This is a genomic window from Micrococcus sp. KRD128 (assembly GCF_017168395.1).
GTDB lineage: Bacteria > Actinomycetota > Actinomycetes > Actinomycetales > Micrococcaceae > Micrococcus > Micrococcus luteus.
The window spans coordinates 86,359-101,211 of the sequence record NZ_JABFAX010000004.1; the positions used below are offsets into that span (position 1 = coordinate 86,359).

The following is a 14,853-nucleotide window of genomic DNA, read 5'->3' on the forward strand; positions in this document are numbered from 1 at the left end:
GCTCGGCGTGAGGCCCTGCAGGTGTGGGTGAATCACTACAACTACCATCGGCCGCATACCTCCTGCGGAGAGGCTCCTCCGGCCTCGTTGGCCCCGGTGCGTGTCAACAACGTCATGCCCTCCTACACCTAGACGGGTGCGGCCCCGCGCTCGGCCGCGGGTGGGCCCGGTCTCAGGCTGCGCCGGGGGCGGTCAGTCCCAGGGCGAGCCAGACGACGACGGCACCGACGGCAGCCAGGCCCCAACTGGCGAGGGAGCCGATGAGGAACTCCTCCGCGCGTGAGCCGGCACCTCGGTCCGCCGAGATCTCCGGGAAGCGCACGATGCCCTTGGCCGCCATCAGGGCCGCGATCACCGGATAGGCCTGCGCGAGCCCCAGCACGACCATGAGCAGCCGCTCCATGGGTCCGATGTAGCGGCCGCCGCGCAGGCCGTCGGCCGCGGGGTCCGTGGGCGCGGCGGACGGCACGGTCGCGGGCTCCGCCGCGGGCTCCTCCGCCTCCTCGTCGCCCCCGTCGGCGGGCCGGCCCGCCAGGGCGAGGACCGCGCGGGTGACCCGGTTGCCGGTCTCGGTCAGGGCCAGCGCCACCGCCAGCAGCGTGAGGGCAGGGGGCGCGGAGCGCAGACCCGCGGGCGCCAGGGTCGACTCGAGCACGGCCACCAGGCCGACCGTGGCCACCACCGCGACCACCCCGAGCGGCCGGTCCGGGTGCAGCCATGTCCAGCCCATCAGCAGGCCGAGGGCCACCAGGCCGCCGCCCACCGCGACGGACATGCCGGTCGGCGCCAGGACGGCCACGAGCACCGCGGCGAGGACGGCGGCCACGGCTGCACCGGCCCGGGCGAGCCACCGCCGCCGGGGGGCGGCCCAGGCGCCGGGCAGGACGGCGTCGAGCAGGTCGTGCAGCCCCAGGGCGAGCAGTGCGAGGGCGGTCACGGCGCGACCTCCGTCGCCGCGGTGGCGAGCTCGGCGTCCAGCTCGAGCAGCCGGTCGATCCCGGACCGCGCGACGGCCTGCGACACCGCGGACTGCGTGATCCGCTCCGCCCGGGCGGTCTGCGCCTGGGTCGCCCCGCCCAGCAGGGCTGCGGCGATCCGGCGCTCGCGGGCCTTGAGCCGGCCGAGGACGTGGTCGCGCAGCAGGACGAGCCCGTCCACGGCGGCGGTGAGGGACGGGTCCGCGGCGCGGAAGGCGGTCGCGGCGCCGGCCGCCCGCTCGTGCGCATGCTCGACGGCCTCGCGGGCCCGATACCAGGCCGTGCCGTCCTCGATGCCGTCTCCGCCGGCGTCCAGGGCCCGCCGCTGCCCCAGGCCGATCCCGAACCGCAGGTCGAGGCCCGGGGGCAGGGCGAGCGTGACGCGGACGGTCAGCCGGAGCGCGTCCGGCCAGGCGCGGTGCAGCGCCTGGAACTCGTCGCCGACGCTGGCCCAGGCGGGCCGCAGCGGCGGGACGTCCCGTTCCGCGGCCGCGAAGGCGGCCAGGATCTGCTCCTGCGCGCGCTCCCGGTCCGGGAGCGCGCGGGAGCCGACGATGTCCGCGATCACGGCCGCGACCAGGGGTGCTGCGCTCATGGCGTCACACTACCACTGATATGACGCTATTCATCAGTGTTTTCATAACACCCTGGGCGCGGAACGCGCCGGGCGGTCACTGTTCCCGCTTCATCTGCCGCAGCTCCTTCTTGAGCTCGCCGATCTCGTCGCGCAGGCGGGCCGCGAGCTCGAACTGCAGGTCCGTCGCCGCCTGGTGCATCTGCTGCGACATCTGCTCGATCAGATCGGCCAGGTCCTTGGCGGGCAGCGACGCCGGGTCCACCGCCGGGGCCTCGGCACCCTCCCCCGTGGCCGGGGCCCGGTCCAGCGAGCTGAGGCCGCGGTGGCCCATGCCGAAGTCGAACCCGGACTTCACGCCGCCCATGCCCTTGAGGAAGTCGGCGGTGTCCGCGTCCTCCCGGGCCAGCTGGTCCGTGATGTCCGCGATGCGCTTGCGCAGGGGCTGGGGGTCGATCCCGTGCTCCTCGTTGTACGCGATCTGCACGGCCCGGCGCCGCTCGGTCTCCTCGATCGCCCGGCGCATGGAGTCGGTGACGTTGTCGGCGTACATGTGGACCTCACCGGACACGTTGCGGGCGGCGCGGCCGATGGTCTGGATGAGGGAGGTGGTGGAGCGCAGGAAGCCCTCCTTGTCCGCGTCCAGGATCGCCACGAGCGAGACCTCGGGCAGGTCCAGGCCCTCGCGCAGCAGGTTGATGCCCACCAGCACGTCGAAGGTGCCCTTGCGCAGCTCCCGCAGCAGCTCCACGCGGCGCAGCGTGTCCACATCCGAGTGGAGGTACTCGACCTTCACCCCCGCCTCGAGCAGGTAGTCCGTGAGGTCCTCGGCCATGCGCTTGGTCAGCGTGGTCACCAGGACGCGCTCGTCCTTGGCCGTGCGCACGCGGATCTGCTCGAGCAGGTCGTCGATCTGGCCCTCGGTCGGCTTGACCACCACCTGCGGGTCCACCAGCCCGGTGGGCCGGATGATCTGCTCGACATAGCCGTCCGCCTGGCCGAGCTCGTAGGCGCCCGGCGTCGCGGAGAGGTACACGGTCTGCCCGATCCGCTCGAGGAACTCGTCCCACTTCAGCGGGCGGTTGTCCATGGCTGAGGGCAGGCGGAAGCCGTGCTCCACGAGGGTGCGCTTGCGAGACATGTCCCCCTCGTACATCGCGCCGATCTGCGGGATGGTCACGTGGGACTCGTCCACCACGAGCAGGAAGTCGTCCGGGAAGTAGTCCAGCAGGCAGTGCGGGGCGGAGCCGGCGGGACGGCCGTCGATGTGGCGCGAGTAGTTCTCGATGCCGTTGCAATAGCCCATCTGCTGCATCATCTCGAGGTCGTACGTGGTGCGCATGCGCAGCCGCTGCGCCTCGAGCAGCTTGTCCTGGGACTCCAGCTCCTGCAGCCGCTCCCGGAGCTCGTCCTCGATGGTGGTGATCGCCCGGCCCATGCGCTCGTCGCCGGCCACGTAGTGCGAGGCCGGGAAGATGTACATCTCCTCCTCCTCGCGCACCACCTGGCCGGTGAGCGGGTGCAGGGTCTGGATGGACTCGATCTCGTCCCCGAAGAACTCGATGCGCACCGCGAGCTCCTCGTACATGGGGATGATCTCCACGGTGTCCCCCCGCACCCGGAAGGTGCCGCGGTGGAAGTCGACGTCGTTGCGCACGTACTGCATCTGCACGAACCGCCGCAGGAGCACGTCCCGGTCCATCTCCGCACCGCGGCGCAGGGTGACCATCTGCTCGATGTACTCCTCGGGCGTGCCGAGGCCGTAGATGCAGGAGACGGTGGCCACCACGATCACGTCCCGCCGGGTCAGCAGCGCGTTCGTGGCCGAGTGGCGCAGCCGCTCGACCTCCTCGTTGATGGAGGAGTCCTTCTCGATGAAGGTGTCCGTCTGCGGGACGTACGCCTCAGGCTGGTAGTAGTCGTAGTAGGAGACGAAGTACTCGACCGCGTTGTGGGGCAGCAGCTCGCGGAACTCGTTGGCCAGCTGCGCCGCGAGCGTCTTGTTCTGCACCATCACCAGCGTGGGCCGCTGGAGGCGCTCGACGAGCCACGCCGTCGTCGCCGACTTGCCCGTGCCGGTGGCGCCCATCAGGACGACGTCCTTCTCCCCCGCCTCCACGCGCTCGGCGAGCTCGGCGATGGCCTTCGGCTGGTCACCGGAGGGCTGGTACGGGGAGATGACCTCGAACGGGGCGACGACGCGGTTGATCTTCTGGGCCAGGCTCATGGCAGAACCCTACGTCGCGCCCCGGACACCGCGGCGGTCAGTCCGCCGAGGGCTCAGCCGCGTCGGGGGCGAGGAACCGGTCCCACACCTGGTTCGCCACGGACGCGAGCCGCTCGAGGTCGGCGTCGTTGACGATGACCACGTCCGCGACGGCGCGCCGCTGCTCGTCCGTGGCCTGGGCCGCGATCCGCGCCTCGGCGTCCGCGCGGCTCATGCCGCGGTCCTCCACCATCCGGCGCAGGCGCTCCTCGAGCGGGGCCTCCACCACGATCACGAGGTCGAACGCGTCCGCCTGCCCGGTCTCCACCAGCAGCGGCACGTCCTGCACCACGACGGCGTCCGGCCCGGCCTCGGCGACGATGCGCCGGGCCGCGGCCCGGATCCGGGGGTGCACGATGCGGTTCAGGCGCTGCCGGGCGCCCTCGTCCCCGAAGACGATGCGGGCCATCTCGACGCGGTCGAGCTCACCGTCCGCAGTGATGACGCGGTCCCCGAACTCGTCCTGGACGGCGGCCAGCCCGTCGGTGCCCTTCTCGAGGACCAGCCGGGCGAGGGCGTCCGAGTCCACCAGGAGCGCGCCACGCTCCTGCAGGACGCGGGCCACCGCGGACTTGCCGGCGGCGATCCCGCCGGTCAGGCCCACATGGACGCGCGGCCGCTCGGCCACCTGGTCGGTCTCGGTCATACGCGCTCCCCTCGGGCGGCCTCGAGCTGAGGCTGGATCTTGGCCTCCCAGTATGCCCGGACGGCCTCCTGCAGGTCCTCGAGCGAGCCGTCGTTCTCGATCACGGTGTCCGCGATCTCGGCCCGCTCCTCGTCCGCCGCCTCCTCGTCGATGAAGGCCCAGGCCCGCTCGCGGGTCATGTCGTGGGACTCCATGAGCCGGGCGACGCGCACCTCGGCGGGAGCAGAGACGGCCAGCACCTGGTCGAAGTCGCGCTCGGAGCCGGTCTCGGCCAGCAGGGCCAGGTCGACCACCAGCACGGAGTCCTCGCCGATCTCGCGGGCCCGGCGGTTCGCCTCGTCGCGCACCGCCGGGGAGACGATCTCGTACATGCGCGTCCGGGCGGTCGAGCTCTCGGTGGTGAGCCGGTTGAGGGCGCGCGCGTCCAGGGTGCCGTCCGCGCGGACGATGTCCTCGCCGAAGACCGACCGGAGCTCCTCGAGCACGGGGTTGCCGGGCACGAGGATCTCCCCCATCAGGTCGTCGAACTCCACGACGACGGCGCCCCGCCGCTCGAGCTCCGCGCCGACCTCGGTGCGGCCCGCGGCGATGCCGCCGGTCAGGCCGACGGTGACGAGGGCCTTGGCCGCGTCGATGCGCTGCTGGTGCCACGTCTTCGGGGTGTGCGTGTCGTTCTCCGGCTCGGTGCCGACCTCGAACTCGGGGCGGATCACGAAGTCCGAGACGTCGACGCCGTCCTCGGTGGCGCGGCGGCGGTACTCCTCGGCCGGCAGCACCTGCTTCCACTGGCGGGTCCGCATGGGCCGCGCGGCACCCGCGTCCTCGCGCAGGGCCTGCAGCAGCAGTGCGGCCTGCGTGACGGTGATGAGCAGGATGGGCAGGCCGATCACGATGATCACCTCCTGCAGCGCAGCCAGGCCGTTCTCGCCCGCGGTGAGGATGATGGCCGCGCAGACCGCACCGATGGACACGGCCCAGAACACGGACTGGCGGCGGGGCGCCGCATCCTCGTGGCCGTTGGCCATCGCGTCCATCACGAGCGCGCCCGAGTCGATCGAGGTGATGAAGAACAGCGTGATGACCACGAGCGCCACGACCGCGGCCACCGTGTAGAGCGGGGTGCCCTGCAGGTGCTGGAACAGGGCGGCCTGGACGTTGCCGTCGGTGACGATCGTCTGCGTGAGGTCGCCGCCCTGGCCCGGCGCCGGCGCGGTGGCGCGGTCCGACTGGAACGCGGAGTAGCCGTAGATGCCCATCCAGATGATGACGAACGCCGTGGGCAGGCCGAGGCCGGCCATGATGAAGGAGCGGATGGTGCGGCCGCGTGAGATGCGGGCGAAGAACATCCCCACGAAGGGCGCCCACGTCACGGTCCAGGCCCAGTAGAAGACGGTCCAGTCACCGGACCACTGGCCCGAGTTGTACGTGTCGTTGTAGGTGGAGAGCAGGGGCAGCATCGAGGCGTACTCGCCGATCGCCTGCACGGTGCCGCGGATGACGTCCATGCTGGAGACGGCCCACATCAGGACGTACACGAGCAGGGCGATGGCCAGCAGGATGTTGGCGTAGGACAGCCGCTTGACGCCCTTGTCCATGCCGGCCAGCACGGAGGCCGTGCCCACGGCGGTGATGACGGCCAGGATGAGCGCCTGGACCCAGCCGGCCACGGGGGTGCCCAACACGTAGTTCATGCCCGCGTTGATCTGCAGGGCGCCCAGGCCCACGGACACGCCGAGGCCGAACACGGTGGAGACCACGGCGATGATGTCGATCGTCTTGCCGATGGGGCCGTGGATGCGATCGCCCAGGAGGGGCTGGAAGGCGGAGGACACGCGCGGGGGCAGCTTGCGCTTGTACGTGAAGTAGCCGAAGCACAGGCCCGGGACGAGCAGGATCGCCCACATGTGGATGCCGAAGTGGAAGTTCGCGATCGACATGGCCTCCGAGGCCGCGCGGTCGGAGAATGGCTCCGTCCCCGCCATGGGCGGGTTGGCGTAGTGGTTCATCGGCTCGGCGATGCCCCAGAACATCAGCACCGCGCCGACGCCGGCGGCGAACATCATGCCGAACCAGGTCAGGCCGGAGTACTCCGGCACCGCGTCGTCGTCGCCGAGCTTGACCCGGCCGTACCGGGTCACGGCGAGGATGAACAGGAACGCCACCAGCAGGGTCAGGCTCAGGGTGTAGATCCAGCCGACGTCGTAGCGCAGCCAGCTCGAGACCACGCCGAAGGCCGCCTGCACCGGGCCCGGGAACAGGCCCATCGCGGCGGTGAAGAGGACGACCGCGGCGGCGGAGCCGAAGAAGATCGCCGGACTCGTGCGGAGCCCCAACGTGTCGTGCAGGCGAGTGAGCGGGGAAGTCATGAGTCTCCCGGGACAAGGTCGTGGGAGGCCCGCGGCGGCACGCGTGCACGCACACCGGTGGGCCGGTGCCGGGTGGCACGGTCCCCCACTGTACCGAAGCTCATGTCCGGGCTGGACGGCGTGCCCGTCGTCGGCCAGCCCCTAGGGTGGGGTCATGTCCGATCCCGCCCCCGCCCCGACCGTGCGCTGCACGGTCCTGCCGGCGTCCGCCCGCGACCCCGACGGCTGGCTGGAACGGGAGGTGGAGATCCGCCGCAGCCGCTTCCTCACCTATCTCGGGCGCGTCGAGGACGAGGCGCAGGCGCGCGAGATGATCGCCGTCCTGCGGCGCCGGCACCACGACGCGCGGCACGTGTGCAGCGCGTTCGTCCTCGGCCCCGCCCGGGACCGGATGCGCTCCAGCGATGACGGTGAGCCCGCCGGCACCGCCGGCGTCCCCATGCTCGAGGCCCTCGTCCAGCGCGAGACCGCGCCGGGCCGGACCGACCTGACGGACGTGTGCGCCGTCGTCGTGCGCTGGTTCGGGGGGATCAAGCTGGGCGCCGGGGGCCTGGTGCGCGCCTACTCGGACTCGGTGTCCGGGGCACTCGACGCCGCCCCGCTGCGCACCCGCTCCCGGCTGGCCCTGCTCGCGGTGGAGGCGCCCCACACCGACGCCGGCCGGTGGGAGAACGAGCTGCGCGCGGCGGGCGTGTCCGTGCTGGAGGCGAGCTACGGCGCCGCGGCGGTACGCCTGACGGTCGGCGTGCCGGACACCGAGGAGGCCCGCGCGGCGTTCGCGGAGCGGCTCGCGGACGTCACGGCTGGCGCGGGGCATGCGGAACGGATCGGAGAGGACTGGGTGGACCATGAGTGAACCGCTGCCCCGGGGGGTCACCCCCGATGTCGCCCACGGCGGGCTGCCGGACGACCTCACCGCGGGCGTGGACTTCGCGGCGCTGGATCGGTGGCCGCTGCCGCCCGAGCCCGACCGCCAGGCCCACGACGCGGCGGACCTGCTCCTGCTCGACACCCTGGCCGGGTGGATCGCGAGCGGGCACGTCCCCGGCCCGGTGGCCGTCCTGGAGGACCGGCACGGCGCGCTGACCCTGCCCCTGCTCACGGCCGGCCACGACGTCCGGATCCACCAGGACGACGCCTCCGCCGAGCGCTCGCTGGACGCGAACCTCGCCGCGTGGCGCGCCGCCGGTCGCCTCGGCGGGGAGACGGGCGAGCTCGAGCGAACGGCCACGCCTGAGGAGGCGGCCCGGGGCGCCCGGACGGTCCTGCTGCCGCTGCCCCGCTCGCTCGACGAGCTCGACCGGCTGTCCCGGATCGTCGCAGCCGTGGCCGACCCCGGCGTGGTCCTGCTGGCCGGCGGCCGCGACAAGCACATGAGTCCGCGCATGAACGCGGTGCTCGGCGCGGCGTTCGAGGACGTCGTCGCCGGACGGGGCCGCCGCAAGGCGCGCGTGCTCACGGCCCGGGGCCCGCGTCCCGGCGTGACCCCCCGGCCACCGGAGGAGGCCGACCGCGACGTCCCCGGCGTGGGGAGCCTGCATCTGGTGGCCCACGCCGGCGCCTTCGGTGGTGCCGCCGCCGACCCGGGCTCCCGTCTGCTGCTCGCCTCGCTCGCCGACGACCCGCGCCCGCCCGGGCGCGTCGTGGACCTGGGCTGCGGCAACGGGCTGCTCTCGGTCGGGGCGGCGCGGCTGTGGCCGCACGTCACCGTGCTGGCCACCGACCAGTCCGCCGTGGCGGTGGCCTCGACGCTGGCCACGGCCCGCGCGAACCGCGTGGCGGACCGCGTCCGGGCCGTGCGCGACGACGCCCTGGCCACGTGGCCGGACGGGACGGAGGAGTGCGTGCTCCTGAATCCCCCGTTCCACGACGGCAACGCCGTGGACCCCTCCGTGGCCCACCGGCTGGTGGCGGCCGCGGCGCGGGTGCTGGAGCCGGGCGGCCGGCTGTGGTGCGTCTGGAACTCGCACCTGCGGTACCGGCCGGTGCTGGAGGACCTCGTCGGGCCGACCCGGCAGACGGCGCGCGACCGCACGTTCACCGTGACGGTCTCCGAGCGCCGCTGAGCGCGGCCGTCGGGTCCCGTCCGCTCCCCCACGGCCAGCCCCCCGGGACGCGACGACGCCCCGCCCCTCCGGAGGGAGGGACGGGGCGTCGGGTGCTCGGCGCGGGCCGTCAGGGACGGTCACGCACCGCGGCGATCAGTTGCCGGTGAGCTTCTCGCGCAGGGCGGCGAGGGCCTCGTCGGAGGCCAGGGTGCCTCCGTCCGAGGACGGGGCCTCGGAGGAGTAGGACGAGCCGCCCAGGCCCGCACCGGCGTCGGCGCCGGCGGTGGCCTCCTCCTGGAGGGAGCGGCGCACCTGCTCCTTGTGGGCCTCCCAGCGGGCCTGAGCGTCGGCGTACTGCTGCTCCCAGGCGGCGCGCTCGGTCTCGAAGCCCTCCATCCACTCGTTGGTCTCGACGTCGAAGCCCTCGGGGTACTTGTAGTTGCCCTCCTCGTCGTACTCCGCGGCCATGCCGTAGAGCGCCGGGTCGAACTCGGTGCCCTCGGGGTCCACGCCCTCGTTGGCCTGCTTGAGGGACAGGGAGATGCGGCGACGCTCGAGGTCGATGTCGATGACCTTGACGAACAGCTCGTCGTTGACCGACACGACCTGCTCGGCGGTGTCGATGTGGCGCGAGGCCAGCTCCGAGATGTGCACGAGGCCCTCGATGCCGTCCTCCACGCGGACGAACGCACCGAACGGCACGAGCTTGGTGACCTTGCCCGGCACGACCTGGCCGAGGGCGTGGGTGCGGGCGAAGAGCTGCCACGGGTCCTCCTGGGTCGCCTTCAGCGACAGGGAGACACGCTCGCGGTCCATGTCCACCTCGAGGACCTCGACGGTGACCTCCTGGCCCACCTCGACGACCTCGGACGGGTGGTCGATGTGCTTCCAGGACAGCTCGGAGACGTGCACGAGGCCGTCCACGCCGCCCAGGTCCACGAAGGCGCCGAAGTTGACGATGGAGGACACGGTGCCGTTGCGGACCTGGCCCTTCTCCAGCTTGTGGAGGAAGTTGGAGCGGACCTCGGACTGGGTCTGCTCGAGCCAGGCGCGGCGGGACAGGACCACGTTGTTGCGGTTCTTGTCCAGCTCGATGATCTTCGCCTCGAGCTTCTGGCCGATGTAGGGGGCCAGGTCGCGCACGCGGCGCATCTCCACGAGGGAGGCCGGGAGGAAGCCGCGCAGGCCGATGTCGAGGATGAGGCCGCCCTTGACCACCTCGATGACGGTGCCCTCGACGACGCCGTCCTCCTCCTTGATCTTCTCGATGTCGCCCCAGGCGCGCTCGTACTGGGCGCGCTTCTTCGAGAGGATCAGGCGACCCTCCTTGTCCTCCTTGGTGAGGACCAGGGCCTCGACGGTGTCGCCCACGGCCACGACCTCGTCCGGGTCCACGTCGTGCTTGATGGACAGCTCGCGGGACGGGATGACGCCCTCGGTCTTGTAGCCGATGTCGAGCAGGACCTCGTCGCGGTCCACCTTGACGACGGTGCCCTCGACGAGGTCGCCATCGTTGAAGTACTTGATGGTCGCGTCGATGGCGGCGAGCAGGTCCTCGGCAGAGCCGATGTCGTTGATGGCGACCTGCGGGGCGTTGGAAGTGGTGGTCATGTAGGAGGGACTCCGTTGGGATCGGGGGTCACGTCGGGATCGATGCCGCCGGTGGGCGGCATCCGGGCACCAGAGGGGCCCCACCCGGCGTGGGTCGTGATGGACATGTATCAAACGCGCACGAATGTGCTCGTCCAGCGTATCAGAAGCCGACGAGGGTGTGCAGGGGTCGGCTGGGTCGCACAAGCCCGTCGAACGCCTCCGCCGCGCCGGCCCGCAGCTCCGCCACGACACCGGCCTCCGCCAGCACCGCGGCGCCGGCCCCGCGGGAGTGCCCGCCGAGCCAGAGCGCGGAGAACCGGGCCGCGTCGAGCCGGAGTCCCGCGCCCAGGCCCACGGCGTCGGCCGCGGGGCCCAACCGCTCGGCGGCGCCGCGCCCCTGGCGGACGGTGAGCCGCCACGTCCCGTCGATCGCGCCGAGCGCGTCCTCGACGGCGACGACGACCTCCCCGTCGCCCGCCCAGCCACGGGCCGCCATGGCGGCGGGCAGGTTCAGGACCCGCAGGTACAGGTCGTCGGAGCCGCGGTGCCGACTCACCCGCCGCTCGTCGACGAAGAGCGCCTCGAGCCAACCGGGCTCGGGCGCGCGGCCCCACTCGATCCGCTCGACCAGGTCCAGTCGGGCCAGGTGGTGGACGAGCCCGCGCCGCGCGTCGGCGGTCGCCGCGAGGAACGCGGTGACGGTGATCGTGGGCGGCTCCTTCTCCCAGCCCTCGAACCGATACAGCGCGACGCCCTGGACCCGCCCGTCGTCGTCGCGGTGGACCGCCGCGTACAGCCCCGAGCCGCGCCCCTCGTTCCGACTCGCCTCGCGGTCCTCCCAGCGAGGCACGCTGAACGAGGTCCGCTGGACCGAGCCCGGGGTGGCCGGCAGCACCCGCCCGTACAGCTCGTCCACGAGGCCGGGGATCTCCCGCGGCTCCTCGACCGTGACCCGCCCGCCGGCCGGGGCGCCCGTGAACGCGGGGGCGCCCGAGACGTCGATTCGCACGGCGTGCCACCGGGTGGCGGCCCCGAAGCCGAAGCGGCCGTAGATGGCGGCCTCGGTCGCGGTCAGGGCGGCCGCGCACAGGCCGGCGTCGCGGGCGTCCGCGAGGGACCTGAGCATCATGGCCCGCAGCACGCCGCGCCGGCGGGCGTCCGGCGAGACGGTCACGTCGGTGATCAGCCACGCGTCGACGGTGCGGCCGGGCCACGTGGTCAGCGGCTGCACGAAGTCCTCGAAGGTGGCGGCGGGGCGGCGGGCCGCCGGGTCGTCCCCCGGCGCGTAGACGCCGAGCCGGCGCCGTCCGTCGGCCGCGTGGGCCTCGAGCTGCTGGCGGAGCGCGGCGCCCGTGGGCACCGTCTCGTAGAAGCCCCGTTCGACCGCGGCCACGAAGTGCGATGCGGCGGGGTCCTCGGGGCCGAGGACCCCGAGGTCGCGCAGCGCGAGGCCGTGCTCGCCGAGCCGGGCCTCGGCGGCGTCGGCCAGCCGCCGCAGCGACGGACCCTCCGACGCGTCAGTGCGCGGCGTCATGCCAGCTCCTTCCCCGGCCCACGTGCACGTCGAGCGGCACGGAGAGCTCGGCGGCCCGGCCCATCCGCTCCTTCAGGAGCGCCGTGGCCTGCTCGAGCTCGGCGGCCGGGACCTCGAGGATGAGCTCGTCGTGGACCTGCAGCAGCAGGCGCGAGGCCAGCCCGTGCTCCTCGAGGCCGGCCTGCACGTCGAGCATCGCGCGCTTGATGATGTCCGCGGCCGAGCCCTGGATGGGGGCGTTCAGCGCGGCGCGCTCGGCCATGTCCCGCAGCTGACGGTTGTCCGAGCTGAGGTCCGGCAGGTAGCGACGGCGCCCCTCGATCGTCGAGGTGTACCCGTCCTGCCGGGCCTGTGCGACGACGTCGCGCAGGTAGTCGCGCACGCCGCCGAAGCGGTCGAAGTAGCCCTTCATGAGGCCGCGCGCCTCGTCCACCGAGATCTTCAGCTGCTTGGACAGCCCGAAGGAGGACAGCCCGTAGGCCAGGCCGTAGCTCATCGCCTTGACCTTGGCGCGCTGCTCGGCGGTGACGTCGTCCGGGTCCACCCCGAACACCTGCGAGCCGACGAACGAGTGCAGGTCCTCGCCCTCGCGGAAGGCCTGGATCAGCCCCTCGTCCTCGGACAGGTGCGCCATGATGCGCATCTCGATCTGGGAGTAGTCGGCCGAGAGCAGCACGGCCTGATCGCCGGCCACCTCGTCCGCCACGAACACCTCACGGATGCGGCGGCCCGCCTCGGTGCGCACCGGGATGTTCTGGAGGTTCGGGTGCAGCGAGGACAGCCGGCCCGTGGCGGCGGCGGTCTGCGAGTAGGTGGTGTGGATGCGGCCGTCCGGGGCGACGGTCTCGAGCAGCCCCTCCACGGTCTGCCGGAGCTTCGTGGCGTCACGGTGGGCCAGCAGGTTCTCGAGGAACGGGTGCCGGGTCTGCTCGAGCAGGTCCTGCAGCGAGTCCACGTCCGTGGAGTAGCCGGTCTTCGTCTTGCGCGTGCGCGGCATGTTGAGCCGCTCGAACAGCACCTCCTGCAGCTGCTTGGGCGAGCCGAGGTTGACCTGCATCCCGCCGGTCTCCTCCGCGACGGACGCCCACGCGGACTCCTTGGCGGCGTCGGCGGCGTCGGTGAAGTCCTCGCGCAGGCCGGTCAGGGCGTCGGCGTCGACGGCGATCCCGGTCAGCTCCATCCGGGCGAGCAGCCGCGAGAGCGGGATCTCGAGCTCCTGCAGCAGCCGCTGGGCCCCGCGGTCGAGCACCTGGGGCGTGAACTGGGTCGAGAGACGGCGCACCACCCAGGCGGCCCGCACGGCGTCCGCGGCGCGGGCCGCGCGTTCGGCGGCGGCCTGACCCCCGTCGAGGTCGAACGTTCCCTGCGCCCGCTCCTGAGCGGGCTCGCGCGGGGCGGTGAGGGGGGTGTGCAGATGCGCCTCCGCCAGCGCCTCGAGCGAGGTGTCCCGCCGGTCCGGCTGGATCAGGTAGGCCGAAAGCAGCACGTCGTCCACCACGCCGTCCAGGGCCGCGTCCGGACCGAGCCCGTCGCCCTCGGTGGGCGCGGCCAGCGCCTTGAGCGTGCGCTTGAGGTCGTGCACGGCCTTGGCCAGCCCGCCCTCGCCGAGGGCGTCGCGGACGGCGGCCACCAGCGCCGGGTCCGGGGCGTCGCCGTCGAGGGTGACGTGCAGGCCCGCGTGCTCGCCCACCAGCGCGACGCCGACGGGCGTGCCGAACGTGCCGGGCACGGGCACCTTGCGGCGGGGCAGCAGGGCCGGGCCCTCGACGTCCACGTGGACGCCGAGCAGGTTGCCGGCCTCGGCGGCGAGGAAGGCGCGCACGTCCTCGGCCGTCGTCGCCTCGGTGAACTCCGGGGCGGCCTCGACCTCGGGAGGCGGCGCGTCCTCGCCCACCCGCTCGCCGAACACCTCGAACACGCGCTCCCGGATGCGGTTGAACTGCAGCGCGTCGAACAGCTCCTCCACGGGCTCGCGCTCGGGCATCTCGAGCCGCATCGCCTCGAGCCCGATCGGCAGGTCGAGGTCGCGCACGAGGGCGTTGAGGCGGCGGTTGCGGCGCACGTCCTCGAGATGCTCGCGCAGCGCCTCCCCCTTCTTGCCCGTGATCTCGTGCGCGTGCGCCAGCACGCCGTCCAGGTCCCCGTACTGCTTCAGCCATTTCGCGGCGAACCCGGGGCCGACGCCGGGCACGCCGGGCAGGTTGTCCGCGGCCTCGCCGACGAGGGCCGCGAGCTCGGGGTACTGGGCGGGGGCGACCCCGTACTTGGCCAGGACGGCGTCCGCGTCCATCGGCGGGATGTCGGAGACGCCCTTCTTGGGGTAGAGCACGGTGGTGCGCTCGGAGATGAGCTGGAACGCGTCCCTGTCACCGGAGACGACGACGGCCTCCCACCCCGCCTCCTCGGCGCGCGCGGACAGCGTGGCCACGATGTCGTCGGCCTCGTAGCCCTCCAGCGTGAGCGTGGGGATGCCCAGGGCCTCCATGACCTTCACGGTCAGCTCGATCTGGCCCGCGAACTCCGCGGGCGTCTCGGAGCGGCCGGCCTTGTACTCACCGTACTCCTCGGAGCGGAACGTGGGCCCGGAGAGGTCGAACGCCACGGCCACGTGCGTGGGCCGCTGCTGCCGGATCATGGTCAGGAGCATGGCGGTGAAGCCGTACACGGCGTTCGTGTGCTGGCCCGTGTCCGTGGCGAAGTTCTCGGCGGGCAGCGCGTAGAACGCGCGGAACGCCATCGAGTGCCCGTCCAGGACCAGCAGCCGCTGCGGGGCCTCTGGGGTCGGATCTGCCGCCATGGGTGCTCACGTCTCCTCTCGGCGCGCGGCGCGGGGCGCGCCGGTCGCGTGT

11 protein-coding genes are annotated in these 14,853 nt (G+C 73.0%); 3 read left to right on the top strand and 8 right to left on the bottom strand.

Features of this window, described 5'->3' with window-relative positions:
• A partial coding sequence (locus tag J1M44_RS02060; RefSeq protein WP_161788002.1) for an integrase core domain-containing protein occupies nucleotides 1-132 on the top strand: 132 nt, incomplete at its 5' end.
• 40 nt (nucleotides 133-172) lie between these two features.
• On the opposite strand, the gene J1M44_RS02065 is transcribed toward J1M44_RS02060, so the two are convergent.
• From J1M44_RS02065 to coaE (J1M44_RS02085), 5 genes are all read right to left on the bottom strand, one after another.
• Nucleotides 173-937, bottom strand: coding sequence for a hypothetical protein (locus J1M44_RS02065; protein WP_049158175.1), 765 nt, complete (start codon nucleotides 935-937; stop codon nucleotides 173-175).
• Nucleotides 934-1,572 carry a SatD family protein gene (locus J1M44_RS02070; RefSeq protein WP_206480466.1) on the bottom strand — a complete coding sequence of 213 codons (639 nt, stop codon included), beginning with the start codon at nucleotides 1,570-1,572 and terminating at the stop codon, nucleotides 934-936. The genes J1M44_RS02065 and J1M44_RS02070 overlap by 4 nt, the downstream gene beginning before the upstream one ends.
• Nucleotides 1,573-1,648: 76 nt before the next feature.
• A complete protein-coding gene (gene uvrB, locus J1M44_RS02075; RefSeq protein ID WP_049158177.1) occupies nucleotides 1,649-3,778 on the bottom strand; it encodes an excinuclease ABC subunit UvrB in 2,130 nt (709 codons plus the stop codon).
• 37 nt (nucleotides 3,779-3,815) lie between these two features.
• Nucleotides 3,816-4,463, bottom strand: coding sequence for a dephospho-CoA kinase (gene coaE, locus J1M44_RS02080; RefSeq protein ID WP_144824072.1), 648 nt, complete (start codon nucleotides 4,461-4,463; stop codon nucleotides 3,816-3,818).
• Nucleotides 4,460-6,829 carry a dephospho-CoA kinase gene (coaE, locus tag J1M44_RS02085; RefSeq protein WP_144824074.1) on the bottom strand — a complete coding sequence of 790 codons (2,370 nt, stop codon included), beginning with the start codon at nucleotides 6,827-6,829 and terminating at the stop codon, nucleotides 4,460-4,462. The genes coaE (J1M44_RS02080) and coaE (J1M44_RS02085) overlap by 4 nt, the downstream gene beginning before the upstream one ends.
• Before the next feature lie 154 nt (nucleotides 6,830-6,983).
• Between coaE (J1M44_RS02085) and J1M44_RS02090 the strand changes: the two genes are divergently transcribed.
• Both J1M44_RS02090 and J1M44_RS02095 read left to right on the top strand, forming a co-directional pair.
• The gene (locus tag J1M44_RS02090; protein ID WP_206480467.1) at nucleotides 6,984-7,685 is read left to right on the top strand and encodes an IMPACT family protein; all 702 of its coding nucleotides are present in this window, start codon (nucleotides 6,984-6,986) and stop codon (nucleotides 7,683-7,685) included.
• Nucleotides 7,678-8,895 (top strand): class I SAM-dependent methyltransferase, encoded by a 1,218-nt coding sequence (locus J1M44_RS02095; protein ID WP_241252701.1) that lies wholly within the window; start codon nucleotides 7,678-7,680, stop codon nucleotides 8,893-8,895. Before J1M44_RS02090 ends, J1M44_RS02095 begins: the two co-directional genes overlap by 8 nt.
• A 135-nt stretch (nucleotides 8,896-9,030) precedes the next feature.
• Here J1M44_RS02095 and rpsA read toward each other — a convergent pair whose 3' ends face one another.
• The 3 genes from rpsA to polA form a co-directional block, all read right to left on the bottom strand.
• A complete protein-coding gene (gene rpsA / locus J1M44_RS02100) occupies nucleotides 9,031-10,488 on the bottom strand; it encodes a 30S ribosomal protein S1 (protein ID WP_036315338.1) in 1,458 nt (485 codons plus the stop codon).
• Between the two features lie 142 nt (nucleotides 10,489-10,630).
• Entirely contained in the window at nucleotides 10,631-12,004 is a 1,374-nt protein-coding gene (locus J1M44_RS02105) for a GNAT family N-acetyltransferase (protein WP_206480468.1), read from the bottom strand.
• A complete protein-coding gene (polA, locus tag J1M44_RS02110; protein WP_206480469.1) occupies nucleotides 11,988-14,801 on the bottom strand; it encodes a DNA polymerase I in 2,814 nt (937 codons plus the stop codon). The genes J1M44_RS02105 and polA overlap by 17 nt, the downstream gene beginning before the upstream one ends.
• Nucleotides 14,802-14,853 lie beyond the last annotated feature (52 nt).

Excerpts from the sequence above, each read along its gene's own strand:
- J1M44_RS02070 (WP_206480466.1), bottom strand. The coding sequence starts at position 1,572 with ATGAGCGCAGCACCCCTGGTCGCGGCCGTGATCGCGGACATCGTCGGC.
- J1M44_RS02090 (WP_206480467.1), top strand. The coding sequence starts at position 6,984 with ATGTCCGATCCCGCCCCCGCCCCGACCGTGCGCTGCACGGTCCTGCCG.
- J1M44_RS02105 (WP_206480468.1), bottom strand. The coding sequence starts at position 12,004 with ATGACGCCGCGCACTGACGCGTCGGAGGGTCCGTCGCTGCGGCGGCTG.
- coaE (WP_144824072.1), bottom strand. The coding sequence starts at position 4,463 with ATGACCGAGACCGACCAGGTGGCCGAGCGGCCGCGCGTCCATGTGGGC.
- uvrB (WP_049158177.1), bottom strand. The coding sequence starts at position 3,778 with ATGAGCCTGGCCCAGAAGATCAACCGCGTCGTCGCCCCGTTCGAGGTC.
- polA (WP_206480469.1), bottom strand. The coding sequence starts at position 14,801 with ATGGCGGCAGATCCGACCCCAGAGGCCCCGCAGCGGCTGCTGGTCCTG.
- J1M44_RS02095 (WP_241252701.1), top strand. The coding sequence starts at position 7,678 with ATGAGTGAACCGCTGCCCCGGGGGGTCACCCCCGATGTCGCCCACGGC.
- coaE (WP_144824074.1), bottom strand. The coding sequence starts at position 6,829 with ATGACTTCCCCGCTCACTCGCCTGCACGACACGTTGGGGCTCCGCACG.
- rpsA (WP_036315338.1), bottom strand. The coding sequence starts at position 10,488 with ATGACCACCACTTCCAACGCCCCGCAGGTCGCCATCAACGACATCGGC.